The sequence below is a fragment of the Enterococcus wangshanyuanii genome (assembly GCF_002197645.1).
GTDB classification, from domain to species: Bacteria; Bacillota; Bacilli; order Lactobacillales; family Enterococcaceae; genus Enterococcus_L; species Enterococcus_L wangshanyuanii.
Genome location: NZ_CP021874.1, coordinates 1,930,764 through 1,946,845 on the forward strand (window position 1 = coordinate 1,930,764; position 16,082 = coordinate 1,946,845).

The following is a 16,082-nucleotide window of genomic DNA, read 5'->3' on the forward strand; positions in this document are numbered from 1 at the left end:
CTCCCTAATACGTAAATGATCGATTGGTTGCCCGACCGAAACCAAATACATCTACTTTTTTAGCTGCAGTATCTACAGATAAGACAGACCAACAATCTTCTTGAGGTGTGTCAATTAATGCTGGATCACTAAAGCCACCATTTAAGCAGCGCATTTGTGTAAATTTGATACTTTCGCCGATTTGATTAAATCCTTCATCATGCCAATGTCCGCAAATATAACCGACTAAGTTACCCGGTCCTTGGTTAATGAAGCTTGCTGTAAAATCAACTTCATGATCAGGATAAACGCTTTTGATTGGCACAGTAGTTCCAAGCTTAAAGGCTTCAAGAATTTTTATAGCACATTCTCTGTTGTCAAAAATCGTTTCATGTAACGGGCAATGACCAAATACAATGACATGATAATCGGTAGGTACTTTTAGCGCTTCATTCGCCAGCCATTTAAGTTGCTCCTGCTGCATAGCGAAATGATCGTGCGATCCGTATTTGTAGCTACCATCAGAATTAAATACGTTTTGGTTGTTGTCATTTGTATTTAAACCAATCACGCGGATTTTCTTGTCTTCGAAGTCTTTGTAAAAATACAAGCTATCGCCGTTTCTTACTTCGTCAAACAATTTTGTTTTCGTTTCGTAGAAATCTTTGAACTCTTCGTTGGTGATAATGTCACCTGGCATGACTTTACCGATATCACGTTTAAACGGTGGCGATCCGTTGTCGTGGTTGCCCAGATTTACAAACGTTGGAATGGCGGCAGATCGTATTGCTTTAATGCCGAATTTCCGTTGTTGTTGTTCTGAAATATCTTTATCTTTAATGTAACAATCAGCGTTGTCACCGTTGTAAATTGCTACATCCGCTAAATCCTGTAACGACTGCATGTTCGTTAGGTGTGACCAAAAATATTGTGCATATTTCCATGATGTTCGTTCATAACCGTAATCTGTGTGTATATCGGTCATATGCAGCACGTTAAACTTAGTTTTATCAAGCTTATTACGCAAGGTGTTTAATGGTGCTGTAAACACCGGACGAGGTGTCTCGCCGCCAATTTGCAGTGCTGCATTTGTTTGTAGTGTGCCATCTAGTTCTGCTTGTTTTTCCTTCACTTCATGCAGTTGGTTCAGCAATTCTCCGCTCGGATCTAAACTTTCAAGTATAGCCTTATTTTCTTCAACAAATTTCTGCCACTGTTCCTGAAACGAGAGCATTGAATTTTCACTATCGCTAATGAATTTTTGAAACATGCGTAATAAATCCTCGAACGTCCAGACATAACCAGAATCAAAAACAGTCCCTTCCGTAACCCCTTCAGTTACTTGATAAGTAAAATCTCGGGTACTGTACATTTCACTCCAGCTTTTATCATTATTTAACCGTCTAAAACTAATATACGCAGTATTTTTACCAATCCACTGCCAATCACGCTTATCAAGTGTATATTCCAAGCACCCCTCTGTTGGGTATACTGTCATCCGGTCAGCTTGTTCAATTGGTTTTCCTTCATCCAACTTTGTTTTATTGATAAAGAAAGGGGTCAAACCTGTAAAATCTACAGGCTCCCCGTTCGCTTCTACTTCAATATCAAAGATTTGGCTGTTTATATCCTCTTGCCTTACCTTAATCACACCTACATTATTATTAGGCTCTGTGGTAGATAAGGTCATTTCGTGTTTAATCTTCAAAATATCACTCCTTATTTAGGTGGAATAACAATCGAACTAATTTCAGCCGATCCAACCCATGGGCGTTCATATCGTTCCACGATTTGCCCTTTGCCTATATTTTGACCATAAGTTAGAAAACTGTTGTCTCCTAATCCTCGAATCACCTCTGTATGTCCGTATGTTCCGTCGACAGTGTAGCCCCCGATATTTCCTCCACGCTTCCAGTTCACAATAGCTCCGACAACTAAATCCTTAAAAGAAGGATTCGTAATAACTTTCCATCCTACTGCTGACCAATCGTAAGAAGTTCCAATATCTGCAGCAGCGGAAGTATCACCAATCACATGACTGAGTGCATACTTTGTGCCAGCTCCTAATCCACAACCGCCTAAAAAACCTGAATATTCAGCCGGAACAGCGTAACATTGACCATTTCCAAGCCATTTCCCTACTAAAGTATCTAAATGCTTTAGTCCTTCTTTTCCCGTCTCTGTCGATGCTTTCAAATCTTTAAATTTGTTGTACCATTCTTGTGCATATCCTTGTCTCTCCGGATGGGCTACTGCAGGACGTTCAAAGTTTCGTTCGAATGTATTTGCGGCAGCTCTCGGATCGCTCATTTTCTTAAATCCTTCAACGCTTGTAGGTTCTACAATCCCCAACCATTGTCCGTTATACATTGACCAGTCAAGCAACTTAGACTGTCCGAGTATTGATGCATGACCATCTTTGATGTTAGCGGCTTTCATCAGATTTTTAACGTATTGAATACCGTCGGAAGTCGCCGGAGGAACTAATGGATATCGTGAGCCATCCCATTGAACTAAACCATAGCCAGGACCAACACCGCCCTGTAATGTATCAGGATCCATCGTTCCGCCAGTCTCTTGTTGGACATTCCCTAAAATCCCTGCTGCTGCTGCCTTACTGTACCCGTTAGCTATCAAATATGCCCATAAATCCCAAGCAAATTTATCCGCTTTACTTGTGACTTCAGATGGATAACCACCCGTACCAGTACCGCCACCATTTCCGCCACCTTGTTGACCTGGGACGACTTCTTTGCCGTTGACTGTTAATTTACCAATGATTTCAACGTCTTGAAAAACTGCTTTCGATGTTACTCCTTGTTCACCAGCGGTGAATTGAAATCTATTACCGAAAAAAGTTTGACTAGGACCCTGAAGAACAATACCTTTACCTTCTGTATTAGACAGTGCTATTATTTTTTTCGAATCTTCGGTTACTAAAAGCAGCGCTTTCCCATCAGTGATGACCGGTTCCCCGTTTACAGTAGCATTCGGAAAAGGATTTCCTTTCGTACCAATTGATCCGATATATTGCGTATTATCCCAAAACTCTAACCCTTTTTTGGTCAATTCCATGATTTTCTTCTTATTATTAACTGCTTGTAATGCCCCAGCGACTAATTTCAGTTGATCACCATAAGCATTAAATGATGTCTCAAAAATGTCAGCTCTGATTTTGCCCGCTCTAATGAAATCAGCATTTAATATGCCGTCAATTGTCCATGCATTTGTAAACGGACCGCGCCAACCAGTAGTTGAGAAACCAATTCCGGCATTGTTAATGGCGATGACATTTTTAGCAGTATCTGTGGAATCAGTGTCCATATAATAGGTAGTATGTGGATGATTTTTAGGATATTGCAACACTGATCCGCCTTGAACACCGTTGATCAAATCAGTGATATAATCAACGAACTCACTCATGTATCCTTTTTTTGTCAGAGTCTTCATTGCTTCTTGAAACTCATAATTTTGTTGTTTGTAAAAGGCGACTTGAATATCTCCAGCAATTACTTTCTTATTTTTTTCAAGTAAACTGTCATAGATGATACTGTTCACTTTTGTATCGATGTCGATATCATAAAGATTGTGGTAAATCTTGAATGTATCAAACAAACCGTAATTCCGGATCTTAGAAAATTCTTTCGCTTCCTCTGAGTCAGTCAACTTTTCAACTTCTAATTCCATACTGACTTTCGGCTTATCTGATCCCGGGTTCATAGAAGTGAAATAGTTTTTCGCTACACGATTCAAGCTAGCTTTATCTGTCACGCCTTGCTCTTCTGTGAATTGGATATGCCGAGCATAGATATCAGGATAATTATTCATGTACTGGCTTTTGACTGGATCACCGTATATTCGTTTTGTTTTCCCATCATTGCCATCTTGTAAATCAGCGAATGGTAAAACTTTTGTAACAATTGAGGACCAATCAAATTTTATTTTCAACCCATTCAAGTCTTTCCCGTAACGTACAGTGCCTACATTATCGCGCCCACGGCGTTTTAATAGAGACAGCTTAAATGGTTCACGCTTGATCTCTCCGCCCCACAACTGCAATAAGGAACCTTGCTCACCAGCTATACAGTTCAACACGTTTCGGGCTTCAAAGATTGTATTCGAATTTGCTGAAATATCAGAGAACAACTTCACGTCACAAGGCTCGTCCATATTAGCTTCAATAGCTTTCATTGCTTTTGCGCCGTCTGCAGATTTTATATCTACATATTGCACCTCTCTGTTGCCTAATTTGTAGGTTCTACATTGAGCGTAAACAGTTACGATTCCTAAAAAGGTATCTTTGAATGTCTGTTTGATTTCAAAAATGTGATACTCTTCCAAATCATTTGGTTTCGCTTTGATTTGATACCCATTTTCAAAGTAATCAGAAAATCGACTATTTGCTGGATAATCTAGTTCAAGTTCAAATTTCCCGTTTGCTTCTTCTGTAATATCGCATCGAGTCGCCTCAGATAAGCGACCTAGCCCATTATGTGTAAAATCGGTTTCCCTTGGTTTATAAATGACTGGTGTCATATTTTTGTCCACCACCTCGGCATAATTTGTATTTTTTGGACGTCTCCGGTCCATGAAATCTTGTTTCTTCCTGTATTTAAAAGTGGATAATCTCTAAACAGTGTCTTTTCATCCTGTGGGACTATTTCACCTTTGACCTTTTTATATGATTCTTCGATAGCAGAATCGATCAGGATTTCTTCATCTACCCCTTTTAGCTCAAAAACTTGATCATTAATGGAAAAAGAAATATCCCCCGAACCAAAGATATGAATCTTAGGTTTAGAAGGATATTTCTCTGTATTGATCAATATTTTTTTGTTCGTTTTCCATGAAAGACCGACCCGCGACATCTTAAACGGTCTAAGACTGATTGAGAAATCGAACGGAATCAAATTTCCATTTCTACGCTGTCCGGTAAATTCCGGCGAAGAAGTTACAATCGCTTGATAAATGTAATGAGGATCATAATAAACTGTATAATCTGTATAGCTTCCCATATCAAGCCAGTAAGAGATTTCCTCTTCTAAAACGGACACCTCTTCCAGATTGACAGCTTTAGCATAACAAGAAATGGTTTGCTCGGCATTCTTATAATACTTGAAGTCCATGACTATAGAGTCGTTCCCCGGTCGTTCTCTCATTTCGATTACACGAGCAGCAGAGGGGCGTTTCGGACGTTCTCGCATGTAAACATTACACTGTTCACTATGTTGATGATTGATTTTAAATTGTCCGCGTTTAAGCTCCATTATATGCCCCTCCTTGTGGTGCGGTGTCATTATTTCTAACCATTTCAATATATTTCACTAGCTGCCTTGCCATTCCCATTAATTGTGATTCTGACATTTCACCAAGTGCTTGCAGATTAATGTTGAAAGTATCTCCTGCAACATCAGTGGCGGCTTTACTGTCGCTTCGGTTCTTTTGATCAATTTTATCCGTACTATTAATAGTAGGAACTTTTGATTGAGCAGAAATTGATGGCAGTTCCACTGGAAAGTCAGTCATCTTTTTGACTGTATTGTCTAATGTACTTTGTTCTTGTTCGACACCTCTTACAACACCTAGTACGATGTTTTTACCGATCATGTCCCGCATCCAACGAGATGGTGAGTTTATTCCTAAATTCTTTTTGATTGTGTTCTTGATTGTTCCTGCTACACCTTTGATTGTTTTACCAACCTTACCAATCATTTCATTCACACCATTGATCAATCCTTGAACAATATTTTTCCCAATCTCATATAGATCAATTTTTTTCAGATCACTGAAAATATTTGCTATTTTTTCTACTGTGTCTCGGACGCTTTTTTTCAGATTTTCCCAAGCATTTTTAGCACCTTCAACCATATTGTTTACAGTATCTGAAAAGAATTTTTTAATTGCTTCCCACCCATCAACTGTGCCTTTTTTGATATTTTCCCAAGTTTGAGCAGTGTTTTCTTTTAAAGAAGCCCAACCTTCGACAAAAAAGGTTCCAATTGATTTGGCAGTATCGGCAGCACCTTGTTTGAGGTTTTCCCAGGTAGTCGCCACACTTACTTTCAAATCTGTCCAACTTTGAGCAGCATTCTCTTTCATCCCTGTCCATAAATCGCTGAAATACGTTTTTACATTGTCCCATATTTCAACAGCTCGACTGGATAACTCATTCCAAATATTAAGGAATGAATTCTTGATGCCGTACCAAATATTAAGCCCAGCCATTTTTATGTTTAGCAAGAAATTCGAGATGATATCAGTGATAGATCCCCATATATTCCCCGCTGCTTCTGCGATGTTTTCCCAAACTGCGATCATATTATTTTTCGCTTCATCCCAACCATCTGAGATCAGAGAAGTGACAAATAACATTGGAGCCATAATCACATTTTTCAGAATAGTAAAGATATTTTTCGCAATATTTACGAGGTTTTTCCACAAATTACTGAGGAACAATCCCATATGCATGAATGCGTTTCTTACGCCATAGACAAGTGGTCCAATATACTGCATGATCCCATCAACTAATCCACTAGCTGTTGAGGTTATGCTTTTCCATAGATCCGCAAACCATTGCTTCACGCCAGACCAAGCTTCTTTTATACTGTTGACTCCAGACTTTGCACCATCTACAGCACCATTCCAGATCCCGACAGTGGCGTCTTGAATCTCCTGAAATTGATTAGAAAACCAACCCGTGATAGTACTCCAAGCGTTTTTTATACCATCAGCAGCACTTTTCGCTGCATCTTGCAGACCTTTCCACATATCGGAAAACCATTGAATAGTGGCATCCCAAGCTTTTACGACTGCATCTGCTGCACTGCTGATTGCATCAGTTATGCCTTTCCAAATATCTTTGATTGCATTTCTAAAGCCTTCGTTAGTTTTCCAGAGATAAACAATCCCTGCAACCAATCCAACAATTAATGTCGTAATCGCTACAATTGGATTGGCTAGCATAGTGGAATTTAAGATTGCTTGAACAATCGTCATCGCTTCAGTAGCCTTTTTCCAAGCTTTCATAGCATTATTTACTTTATTGATGACCATCAATGTTCCGATACTAGCGGCCAACGCGACGAGTACAGGTTCATATGGTTTTAAAGTGTCATACAACTGCTTTGCAGTTTTAATGATTCCTGGTAAAGCGTTGGCGAAATTGGTTAGCATTTTTTCAAGTGCAGCACCTTTTTCAGCGATGATCTCACTGATACTACCGAAACCAGCATCTTGTAACGCTTCATCAAACTTAGTGATCAAATTAGCGACACCACGAACAATTGCAGTTTTCATATTGGCAATACCTGTTTTGATACCAGCAGTTGAATCTTTTGCAATTTGTTCTAGTGATTTAAGACCGCCGCCGCCTTCTTTATTAAGTTTGATCAAGGAATCCTGAAACTCTTCTACTGAAATAGTTCCATTTGAGAGTCCTTCTTTCATTTCACCTGCAGTTAGCCCCATTTGTTTAGCTAAAGCATTAAGCGCAGGACCAAGACCACTATTGATCATACTGTTCCATGTCTGTGCATCAACCTTGCCGTTAGAAAATGATTGTGATAGCTGAACAACGGCATTATCAACCATTTCAGCAGATCCACCGAAACCAAGAATCCCATTATTTAATGCAGCAAATATCTTTTCGGACTTCCCCAAGTCATTGGTAGAGGAGGCAATGAGTTGAACCCCTTTGATCGCACCATCTAATGGCGTGGGTAGTCCCTGAATACTTTTCTTTAAACTGTCCATCGTCTTTGATGTTTCGCCCGCAGAAAAACCCATATTTTCAAAGACTCTGTTTGCATTATTTAAGGTATCGACCCGATTAATAGCCCCATCTAAGTTACTAGTAATCAAACCGATACCTTTTGAAATGATTTTACTTGCTCCACTGGCAAGGAAATTACCGACAAACGATGTCCAAATGCTGCCCAGAGAGCGACCGCCTTTTTGACTTGTATTGTCCACTTTACCGTCAAAATCACCTAGCTTTTTTACAGCAGCATTCAAACCAGAAGCAAAACCAGATTCATCTAATATCATTTTTAAAACTAAATCTTCATTGTTCAAAAAAGTGTCACCCCCTAGAACATCGTATTTTCATCAAGGTATTTAAGATCTTGATATTCTTTGGCACCATCACGAAACGCGAGTAACTTCATCAGTTCAGATAAATCAGTATTTTCTATTTCGTTCAGAGTCCATCCCATTTCAAACAGTTCAACTTTTAGCGCCATTTCACGATATTGCGGTGTAGACATAAAGTCAGGATGCTGTAAAAGGTCGGTTACTTTTTTTTCGTTTCAGAATAAACAGCATCATAGCCAGTTGTAACAGAAGCTAAGAGTTGCCCTGTCATTTTTAAAATTTCCCTAGCATCCATACCGTCTAGATATTCTTGACCTGTGAATTGTCCTTCAAAAATAACTTCTGCGATAAAGTCATAACATTTTCTCAAGACTGGGCGAATTTCTTCCATGTCATTGGTTTGAGTTGATTCTTCAAGTTCTACCTGTAAAGCAGTCGCATCTTCCATAACTGACCCTGGTAAAATTTCAGCAGATTTGAATTGTTTCTTTTCATACCCACCTTTTGCTTTTTTAAAATTCAATTTGATTGTTGTTTGTAATTTACTCGCCATTATTCTGTCCCTCCATTAAAGTCAATTGGTTCTGTTACTTTTGTAAACCAGTTTTTGATTACTTCTGGATCTACATTCTCATCGTCAGAATCTACAGACCACATATAGCCTACTCCTGGAACATCTACAAAGTTTCCTGTCCATTCAGGGTGTGTATATGAAACGGTGCTGCCTTCTAAAGTTGTGGATTCGTCAGACGATAACAAGAATTGTCCTTTGTAAAAAATCGTGTAACGGTATGCGCCATTTGATTTCTTACGACGATAGGCGAAGGCTCCATCTGGTGTGATATCATCTGCAGATCGCAATACACCACCGCCAACCATTCTTCCACCAGTCAATTCAGCTAATACTTTATTTAGATAACCGTTTGTTGTTAGCGCAATTTCAGCACCACCAAACGCAGTAAACTGATCCTGCACAACGCCATCCCCATAGTCTGGTGATGTTTCATAATTTAGGGTTGGGTTGATACTAACGGCTGTACCGATCGTCACTGGTGCTTTATACGTTGGAAATCCGGCTGTTTCGTCTTCCAATGGAAACCATGTAGGTTTCTCAACGGAAATGATTCCTACTGTACTTTTTTTCATCTATGATTCACTCCATTCAATTTGTTGTGGAAATGCAATGGTAAAACTAACATGCTGCACTCCGTCAGATTTATAAGGTAGATAATTCTCTGGAAAAAGTTGATTTCCATCGATTTCTAACACATTAAAAAAAGAACCACACTGAGCTGTGAGGTCCCTTACCAGTTTTTTGTTCTCTTTGTTGTCTACAATCGCAATGTCGATTAAAAATGAAGCATTTTGAATCGTGATACCTACGTTTTCTGTACCACCTTCCTCAATACTGAGGACAAAATAAAGAGGCTGCTTCGATTGCATGACAGAATCTAAATAGATAGTGCCATCAGGTTTAATCTGTTTTAGAATCCCTGTTACAGTAGACAAAATTTTATCGTACATTGGCAACTATCCTTTCTTAGCAATAACAATGGCCATCTGTTTAAAGCGGCGTGGAATGTAAGTCATATTTGCAAGGTTTTGAGCCTTCTGTAGCATGAATCGACCTTTGACATATCCGCCGTTTTTCGTACGATGACCATCATTGATATATTTAAAATATTTTTCGTTGTTTACTAAAGCACCTACGATTCGACCGCTTGATAATTTTCGTGCTTTGACAATACGATAACCGCGGCGCAAATCTCCTGTTTTAATAGGTGTGATCGGCACAATCAATTGATAAATCTTAGCCAACGAATCATTTACTAGCATAATCCCCTGAGCTTCAGCTAAAGGAGTCATCTTCTTAAAGTTTTCAATCACTTTTTTAGCATTCGAGTGTGTGCTGTAACCCGGCTTACTCATCTATTTCACTTCCTGACAAATTAACCTCTAAATGGCTAGGATATGAAAAAGGCTTCTTCGCAAATAACGTATGCTGTTGTCCAGTTGATTGAGTAATCTGAATACGATCCCCTTTTCGGATATCTACTGAAGGCATAAGAAACAGCTTTTGTTCCTCATAGGTAACATTAATCATTCCTGTATTTTCTACTACAGCCAAATTCCCTGAACTACCAAGCCCACTCTGAGATAATGCACAAGGAAGATCCTCGCTAACAGCTTGATAAGATTGTTCTGTCACTCCTGTTTCAGGATCTTCATGATCATCATAGCGTTCGATTGTACATTTATCTGTATAGGTCATCGCTAAAATTTCAGCTTCGTTCAAAAGAACATCACCCCGCTATTACAACCAATGAGTCGATTGATCATGGCTGCATAACCATCTAATAGTTGCCGCACAGCTTGCGAGGTGTTGGCATAACTTATGGACGTATCACCGCGTTTTACAGCAGTAATCGTTTTTTCTGATTCATTCTTCATCGCCTGATATAAAACCTCAGAAACGAGATCAGAGAGCTTCTCCCAGTCGATTTCCTTCCCACAGGTGTTGTATGAATCGATTTCTAACAAAATAAGATTTAACAGTGATTCAATTCGCTGTTCTTCTACTGTTGGAAATTGTTTTTTGATCTGATCGATGATTTTTTTCTTTTGTTCATCAGACATATGATCACGTCCTATACTTCGTGTACATCTGCAGCATTTTCTAAAATAGCAATTGCTTTTTCGTCCGATGCCTTCACAACAAATTCGCCTTTGTCATTTGCTGTCACTAATCGGCGAGAATCAGGATGAACAAAACCTACAAAATTTTTCTTTTTCAACACTTTATAAGTCACTGTTTTTTCCTGTTTCGTTTCTGTCTGTTCTTTTTTTACTTCTTCAGTATTTTTTTCAGTTTCTTTTTTTGCAGTCATTCAAATTCCTCCTAAATTAAAATAAAAGAGATAGCTTTTAGACTATCCCTCTGTAACAGTAGCAAGTTTCAAGATTGCTCCTGAATTTGATGCAGTGTATTCAATTGTATATTCACCAACGATACCGATACGTTTTGAATCAGTAGTTTTTGCCAACTCTTCTGCTGACCATTCGCGCAATGGACGTAATTTTACGTAGTTAGTATCTAGTGCAATCATTGTGCCATTTGGTAATGCTGGCTCTAATAATGCGATACCTGAGCCGTAGTTTGATGTAATACTACCTAAACGTAGTCCAAACTGCACAGTATCACCAAATTGAGCAACTTTAGTTGATTTGCCGTCAACTTCATCAGTCATTAGATCCATCATATCAGTTGAGACTAAACAAAGTTTCTCGCCCATATACCCTTTGTCATACATAACCTTAAACATTTTATCTACATCTTTACGCGTAACAGCAGTCGCAGATGCTGTATCAATCACATTTGCAGGATTAATCAGGTTAATAACACCATTTGTACGACGACCAGTTGTACCATTTTCGTCTGCTTTAACACCTGTTAATAATTGACGGTTTAAATCAAGTTTCATTTCCATTGCTCGTTGTGATACTTGATTAGTCAATTCATTTCCTACACCATCCACGTTAATAGCATCTAATGTGCCAGATACTGAAGTAGATTTTCGAAAAATTTCTGTGAAGTTGTTAAACCATACACGACCTGATTCTGCATCAGGATATTCCCCACCTTCCAATTGACCGGAAGAATCGTCTCCATTTAGTTCTGATTCGCGCCATTTGATCTCTGTTGATTTAGCTGCTTCTGTTTTTCCAGCTCCTAATAACCATGATAAGAATGGTGTACTTGGAATTTGTAGCATGTTGATCATTGGAGAAATGTCTAAATACTCCAAATTATTTGTTGATGTTTTTTTCATGTGTATTGCCTCCTATTATTTGAATTGTTCTAGCGCTTGTCCTAACGCCTCCATAGGATCACCAGCAGATTGCTCATTTTGTGATCCAGGGTTGTTCTGTTGCTTATTACCAAATGCTGACTTCATTTCTAATTCTTTAATTGATGCAGCATGTTGCTCCTTGATTGTTCCTAACACGCCAGTAAATGCTTCTACTGCACTCTTGGTAAATTCTGAGTTGTCGCTGACTAAATTGTTCAACATGAATTTAGAAACTGATTCCTTTAAATCTCCATCAAGTTCAAGTCCTGAAATTTGTTCAGCTACAAACGCCTTATTTTCACTTGTAATGCGTAGAGCTTTTTCCGCTGCCATTTCAGCTTGTAGTTCTTCAAGTTTGATTTGATCAGGCGTTTTGTTCTTCTTAGATTCTTCATAATCCTTGATTGCATCTTGTTTGATTTTATCTAAGTTATTCTTTTGCCATGATTCAAGCTGTTTATCTGCAGCAGACTGATTCTGAGATTTAAGAAACTTCTGAGCATCTTCATTGGACTCAGCAAAGGCTTTGAAGTCCTCAAAAGAAAACTCAGGTTCATTTCCTTCACCTTCAGCAAAGTACTGCAAATTCATTGGTAATAATTTCTTCATTGTTTTTCCTCCTCTGCCCCACGATTCGTCTTGCGCCCCGCATTGCATTGATATTATTTTTACGCCCAGCATTCGGATAACCGCCCGCCATTCGTTAGTTTTATGTCATTTCGGACAAAACAAAAAGCCCTATTACTAGGACTTTTAAAGTTTATTTAGTTGTTGATTCTTATCTTGATTTCATCGTCCCGTCTTCATCGGCCGTTTCAGAAGCTTTTAACTGCTCTTGATATTTATCAAATTCTTCTTTTGCCCAATCAGGTGCATCAGAAGCAATTATCGATTTCCCGTGTTCATCTACATCCCAATATTTAAACCCTCTAGGCGAGTCCAGCATTTTTTATCACTTCCTCCGCTAATTTTTCAAATTCTTTTCTAAAATCTTCCGCTATTTCTCTAGGGGTTGCCCCATATGCTTCTGCAAATATTTCTGCAAAGCTTTCTATTTGTTTTCGGTTTTTACCATAGTAAGAGCCAGCATATCCGCCAATTTCTTTAGCTATAGTGTTGATATTGTATTTATCTGAGCTATTGATCATTCTATTAAATACAGTTTCAGAGAAAGAATTACTCATTAGCTTAGTAAGTTGATAATCTAAATGATGTGCAAATTCATGAATCATAACGTGGTTAGGTGCTGTATTGTTAGAAAACCAGCCATTTTCTACATTGTTTTTAGTCATGTTTTTCAATATTTCGTCAGATTTGAAATAAGCTGTATTGATACTGAATTCCACCGGACTATTAGAATAACCATTTCTAGAATACCAAGCAATCGCTTGACCAGCTTGTGATTTAGTCAACGCCCTAACTTGAGGAATCTTTTCAGGTAGAACATTGTACAGCTCTCTAAATCCATCCAACGCACCATAAGTCTGATTTAAAGCAATCTCACTCAATTTAGTTCTAGACGTTTCAACGATTTCCATACCGAACTCGTCAATCAATTTTTTTGATTGCATCATTTCTGGATAGTTGGTGATCTTTCGGGTCAAAATTGAAGAACCCTTTATTTTTATTATACCTCTTTTTATCTTCTGTTGGACGATTTAGAGCAATTCCCCATTCATTTTTAGCGAACTCATCTAGTAAATCCCCAAACATTGACTCATAAAGAGTGTCGATGTCTTCACCTAAATCTGGAATATCTGGTATCTTAGTACAACGGCAACGAGTATGATACGGTGGATCAATACCACCTTTTTTTATTTCCTTGCCATGATACCCACCACAAATTGAACAAACTCTCTCATCTTCTGCGGACCAGCTTATTGATTTCTTAACGCCAGCTTCTTCAAATGATGCATTGATACCCTCTACAGCAAAATGAGCATATTCCGTTCTCACGAGATTTTCAATGGCCCGATTAAATTTATCTTTCTCAAGTTTGAACATGTCGGAAATTGTCGGATCTTGCCGCATCGTTTTCAAGGCATCTGTAACACCGCCACCACTCGCAACTGCATTAACTATTGCTTGGCTGAGGTTTTGTTCTAATTTTGATACATTCCCCCATAATCGAGAAGAAAAGGTCTTTCCGCTCCAGGGGTAGTTTAACATTCGCTCAATTTCTTTTTTTGGAAGCGGCGAAAAATCACCAGTCCCCAATATATGACCTAAAGCATTAGAATTGGTGTTGTAAACACGATTAACAAAGTCATCTAACCGATCATTGAATTTTGTATCGGCTTCTTTTTTGATCATTTCTTCTGCTAAAATGGAAAAGATGTCAGAACGAATCTGTAGCAAACGATTGACCTTAGCGTAATCATAAGCTGGGAAGAACTCATCTATAAACGCTTGATATTTCTCGTCAGAATTCATCAAAGACTTGTAATTGTCCTCAATGTACTTTCTGTATTTCTCTTGATCACGCCGTTTCACATCTTCAAGAAGTTTTTGCTGGTTAATCTTATGCAAATCAGATTGAGACAGTAATTTCTCTTGAATACGTTTTAAAGCTTCGGGAAAGATATCTGTAATCATCTTTAGCGTTTCGTTCTCTAATTTGAGACGAGCTTTATCTTCTAGATCACGGCGCTTCTCCCAATATTTTAATGCTGACTTACTCAGTTTGGGTGTCTTTGCCATTAGACTCACCGCCTAGATTGCTGTACTCGCCATCAGGATAGGTTTGACCTTGTTCGATGTCCATCATCTGCAGTTCATAATCTACATCATCAACGAATGGAATCTGAGTCATGATTGTGCGCTTAGAAACATATGGTGCTAGTTTTGGCAAAGCTTCAGCTAAATATCCGATATCTGTTGGTAACGAACGTGAGAAGGTGAAAATAATCTTTTTAGGATCGATTTCTTTTTTATCTTTTACTTGGATGAACGCTGCTAAAGTTTCAGCAGTCTCTTTTAAACCTTCGCGGAAGAACTGTTCTTTCGTGTTAGTTTTAGCCTCTAGAGCAATGATCTGCCACTTTCGTGCCTCACCAGATGAGTTAGACTTGAATACCTCATCATTGAAGTCGATTGCCTTTGTGATCGTGTAAAATTGACGTTTGAGCAAATCTAAGTGATATTCATTAAAGTCCTTATTGATATCTTTCGTCACATACTCAACTTTTGAATTAGGATCTTTCATGTTGATGATACCTAACTGATCCATCATGCGCTTTGCCGACTCTTCATCCAGTTTCGTTCCAGTAACCATCATATAAGCAAGTTTGAACTGCTCTACTTCATTTTGTTGATCTGAAACACTGCGATCAATTGCATCAGATATTTCCTCTGCAACCTCGAAATCACAGTACCGATTTGTATTGTTCTTGAATTCTGACAGATAGATATTTTCAAGCGGATTTTTTACCTTATCCGTCAACTTAAACTTATTAGTAATACCAATAAGACTGCTATCGATATAACGATCATACGTTTCAATTTCATTTTCGGTTACTACTTTCATTTCTTGGTAGAATTTCCGCTGCATCGTATCATATTTTTCACGAATGAATACAGCGCCATTCTGATATCTTTCAGCGAACCAAGGTTCAATGTTAGATGCCCACAGTTCCCATGATTCACCCACTTTCACAGGTTCGAGCAGACGAAAGGCCACTCCAGTTGCTCCTTGATAGGTAGCAGATTCGGAATCAAGCATTGAAAAACGAAGATTATCAACCATTTCTGCGAGGATGTCAAATTCCTCTGGTGTTTTTGAATGATTCAAATCATTTCCAAGAAAGAAATCTTTTGCGCGTTGAATAATTGTTCTTCTCTGTTCTGATACGTCGTAGTCCCATTTAATTGGAATACCAGTGAAGTGATTCACTGCCTGATCTACAACGATGTTGTACATACCAGCATGAAGCTTGTTATTCACTTTGATAATGTTTGTTTTTGGCTTTTGTCTGTCATCGATTTCATTCTTCTCGCTTGTATAAGCTAAATACTTCCGTTCTCGATCATTAAAGAATGGCTGCATATCTTCCATGAATCCGTTAGGATCGAAAAGACCTTCTGCCAATTGCGTTGCATATTTCGTTCGTATTCTTTTATAGTTTTTTAATGATAATTTATTGTAAAGCACTGTTCCACCCC

Annotated in this window: 17 protein-coding genes and 1 pseudogene; all 18 read right to left on the minus strand. The window is 38.5% G+C overall.

Features of this window, described 5'->3' with window-relative positions; genetic code table 11:
* Nucleotides 1-4 precede the first annotated feature (4 nt).
* A complete protein-coding gene (locus tag CC204_RS09375) occupies nt 5-1,687 on the minus strand; it encodes a BppU family phage baseplate upper protein (protein ID WP_088269948.1) in 1,683 nt (560 codons plus the stop codon).
* Nucleotides 1,688-1,698: 11 nt separating this feature from the next.
* The gene (locus CC204_RS09380) at nt 1,699-4,515 is read right to left on the minus strand and encodes a phage tail spike protein (RefSeq protein WP_088269949.1); all 2,817 of its coding nucleotides are present in this window, start codon (nt 4,513-4,515) and stop codon (nt 1,699-1,701) included.
* Complete coding sequence (locus CC204_RS09385) at nt 4,512-5,246, minus strand: phage tail protein (RefSeq protein ID WP_088269950.1); 735 nt, start codon at nt 5,244-5,246, stop codon at nt 4,512-4,514. The genes CC204_RS09380 and CC204_RS09385 overlap by 4 nt, the downstream gene beginning before the upstream one ends.
* The gene (locus CC204_RS09390; protein ID WP_088271689.1) at nt 5,236-8,025 is read right to left on the minus strand and encodes a tape measure protein; all 2,790 of its coding nucleotides are present in this window, start codon (nt 8,023-8,025) and stop codon (nt 5,236-5,238) included. The genes CC204_RS09385 and CC204_RS09390 overlap by 11 nt, the downstream gene beginning before the upstream one ends.
* A 41-nt stretch (nt 8,026-8,066) precedes the next feature.
* A complete protein-coding gene (locus tag CC204_RS21160) occupies nt 8,067-8,243 on the minus strand; it encodes a hypothetical protein (RefSeq protein ID WP_157894267.1) in 177 nt (58 codons plus the stop codon).
* 26 nt (nt 8,244-8,269) lie between these two features.
* Nucleotides 8,270-8,623, minus strand: a complete 354-nt coding sequence (gene gpG, locus CC204_RS09395) for a phage tail assembly chaperone G (protein WP_088269951.1) — start codon at nt 8,621-8,623, stop codon at nt 8,270-8,272.
* 26 nt (nt 8,624-8,649) lie between these two features.
* Nucleotides 8,650-9,216: pseudogene (locus CC204_RS09400) on the minus strand (major tail protein); the annotation flags it as partial.
* A complete protein-coding gene (locus CC204_RS09405; protein ID WP_088269953.1) occupies nt 9,217-9,594 on the minus strand; it encodes a hypothetical protein in 378 nt (125 codons plus the stop codon).
* 6 nt (nt 9,595-9,600) lie between these two features.
* Nucleotides 9,601-9,999: an HK97 gp10 family phage protein gene (locus tag CC204_RS09410; protein WP_088269954.1), complete on the minus strand. Its 399-nt coding sequence runs from the start codon at nt 9,997-9,999 to the stop codon at nt 9,601-9,603.
* On the minus strand, nt 9,992-10,366 hold the full coding sequence (locus CC204_RS09415) for a hypothetical protein (RefSeq protein WP_088269955.1): 375 nt from the start codon (nt 10,364-10,366) through the stop codon (nt 9,992-9,994). The genes CC204_RS09410 and CC204_RS09415 overlap by 8 nt, the downstream gene beginning before the upstream one ends.
* Nucleotides 10,363-10,707 (minus strand): hypothetical protein, encoded by a 345-nt coding sequence (locus CC204_RS09420; RefSeq protein WP_088269956.1) that lies wholly within the window; start codon nt 10,705-10,707, stop codon nt 10,363-10,365. The genes CC204_RS09415 and CC204_RS09420 overlap by 4 nt, the downstream gene beginning before the upstream one ends.
* 11 nt (nt 10,708-10,718) lie before the next feature.
* Nucleotides 10,719-10,958, minus strand: coding sequence for a hypothetical protein (locus CC204_RS09425; RefSeq protein ID WP_088269957.1), 240 nt, complete (start codon nt 10,956-10,958; stop codon nt 10,719-10,721).
* A gap of 42 nt (nt 10,959-11,000) precedes the next feature.
* Nucleotides 11,001-11,900: an SU10 major capsid protein gene (locus CC204_RS09430; RefSeq protein WP_088269958.1), complete on the minus strand. Its 900-nt coding sequence runs from the start codon at nt 11,898-11,900 to the stop codon at nt 11,001-11,003.
* A 15-nt stretch (nt 11,901-11,915) separates the two neighbouring features.
* A complete protein-coding gene (locus CC204_RS09435; RefSeq protein ID WP_088269959.1) occupies nt 11,916-12,530 on the minus strand; it encodes a capsid assembly scaffolding protein Gp46 family protein in 615 nt (204 codons plus the stop codon).
* A 169-nt stretch (nt 12,531-12,699) separates the two neighbouring features.
* Nucleotides 12,700-12,867 carry a hypothetical protein gene (locus CC204_RS21165; protein ID WP_157894268.1) on the minus strand — a complete coding sequence of 56 codons (168 nt, stop codon included), beginning with the start codon at nt 12,865-12,867 and terminating at the stop codon, nt 12,700-12,702.
* Nucleotides 12,851-13,525: a hypothetical protein gene (locus CC204_RS09440; RefSeq protein WP_088269960.1), complete on the minus strand. Its 675-nt coding sequence runs from the start codon at nt 13,523-13,525 to the stop codon at nt 12,851-12,853. The genes CC204_RS21165 and CC204_RS09440 overlap by 17 nt, the downstream gene beginning before the upstream one ends.
* Nucleotides 13,470-14,621, minus strand: coding sequence for a minor capsid protein (locus CC204_RS09445; RefSeq protein WP_120308905.1), 1,152 nt, complete (start codon nt 14,619-14,621; stop codon nt 13,470-13,472). Before CC204_RS09445 ends, CC204_RS09440 begins: the two co-directional genes overlap by 56 nt.
* Nucleotides 14,596-16,071 (minus strand): phage portal protein, encoded by a 1,476-nt coding sequence (locus tag CC204_RS09450; protein ID WP_088269961.1) that lies wholly within the window; start codon nt 16,069-16,071, stop codon nt 14,596-14,598. Before CC204_RS09450 ends, CC204_RS09445 begins: the two co-directional genes overlap by 26 nt.
* Nucleotides 16,072-16,082 lie beyond the last annotated feature (11 nt).

What these genes read in the sequence shown, in the direction of transcription:
- CC204_RS09410 (WP_088269954.1), bottom strand. Translation starts at nt 9,999, where the DNA reads ATGAGTAAGCCGGGTTACAGCACACACTCGAATGCTAAAAAAGTGATT.
- CC204_RS09420 (WP_088269956.1), bottom strand. Translation starts at nt 10,707, where the DNA reads ATGTCTGATGAACAAAAGAAAAAAATCATCGATCAGATCAAAAAACAA.
- CC204_RS09380 (WP_088269949.1), bottom strand. Translation starts at nt 4,515, where the DNA reads ATGACACCAGTCATTTATAAACCAAGGGAAACCGATTTTACACATAAT.
- CC204_RS09425 (WP_088269957.1), bottom strand. Translation starts at nt 10,958, where the DNA reads ATGACTGCAAAAAAAGAAACTGAAAAAAATACTGAAGAAGTAAAAAAA.
- gpG (WP_088269951.1), bottom strand. Translation starts at nt 8,623, where the DNA reads ATGGCGAGTAAATTACAAACAACAATCAAATTGAATTTTAAAAAAGCA.
- CC204_RS09405 (WP_088269953.1), bottom strand. Translation starts at nt 9,594, where the DNA reads ATGTACGATAAAATTTTGTCTACTGTAACAGGGATTCTAAAACAGATT.
- CC204_RS21160 (WP_157894267.1), bottom strand. Translation starts at nt 8,243, where the DNA reads ATGTCTACACCGCAATATCGTGAAATGGCGCTAAAAGTTGAACTGTTT.
- CC204_RS09445 (WP_120308905.1), bottom strand. Translation starts at nt 14,621, where the DNA reads ATGGCAAAGACACCCAAACTGAGTAAGTCAGCATTAAAATATTGGGAG.
- CC204_RS09390 (WP_088271689.1), bottom strand. Translation starts at nt 8,025, where the DNA reads ATGATATTAGATGAATCTGGTTTTGCTTCTGGTTTGAATGCTGCTGTA.
- CC204_RS09430 (WP_088269958.1), bottom strand. Translation starts at nt 11,900, where the DNA reads ATGAAAAAAACATCAACAAATAATTTGGAGTATTTAGACATTTCTCCA.
- CC204_RS09435 (WP_088269959.1), bottom strand. Translation starts at nt 12,530, where the DNA reads ATGAAGAAATTATTACCAATGAATTTGCAGTACTTTGCTGAAGGTGAA.
- CC204_RS21165 (WP_157894268.1), bottom strand. Translation starts at nt 12,867, where the DNA reads ATGCTGGACTCGCCTAGAGGGTTTAAATATTGGGATGTAGATGAACAC.
- CC204_RS09385 (WP_088269950.1), bottom strand. Translation starts at nt 5,246, where the DNA reads ATGGAGCTTAAACGCGGACAATTTAAAATCAATCATCAACATAGTGAA.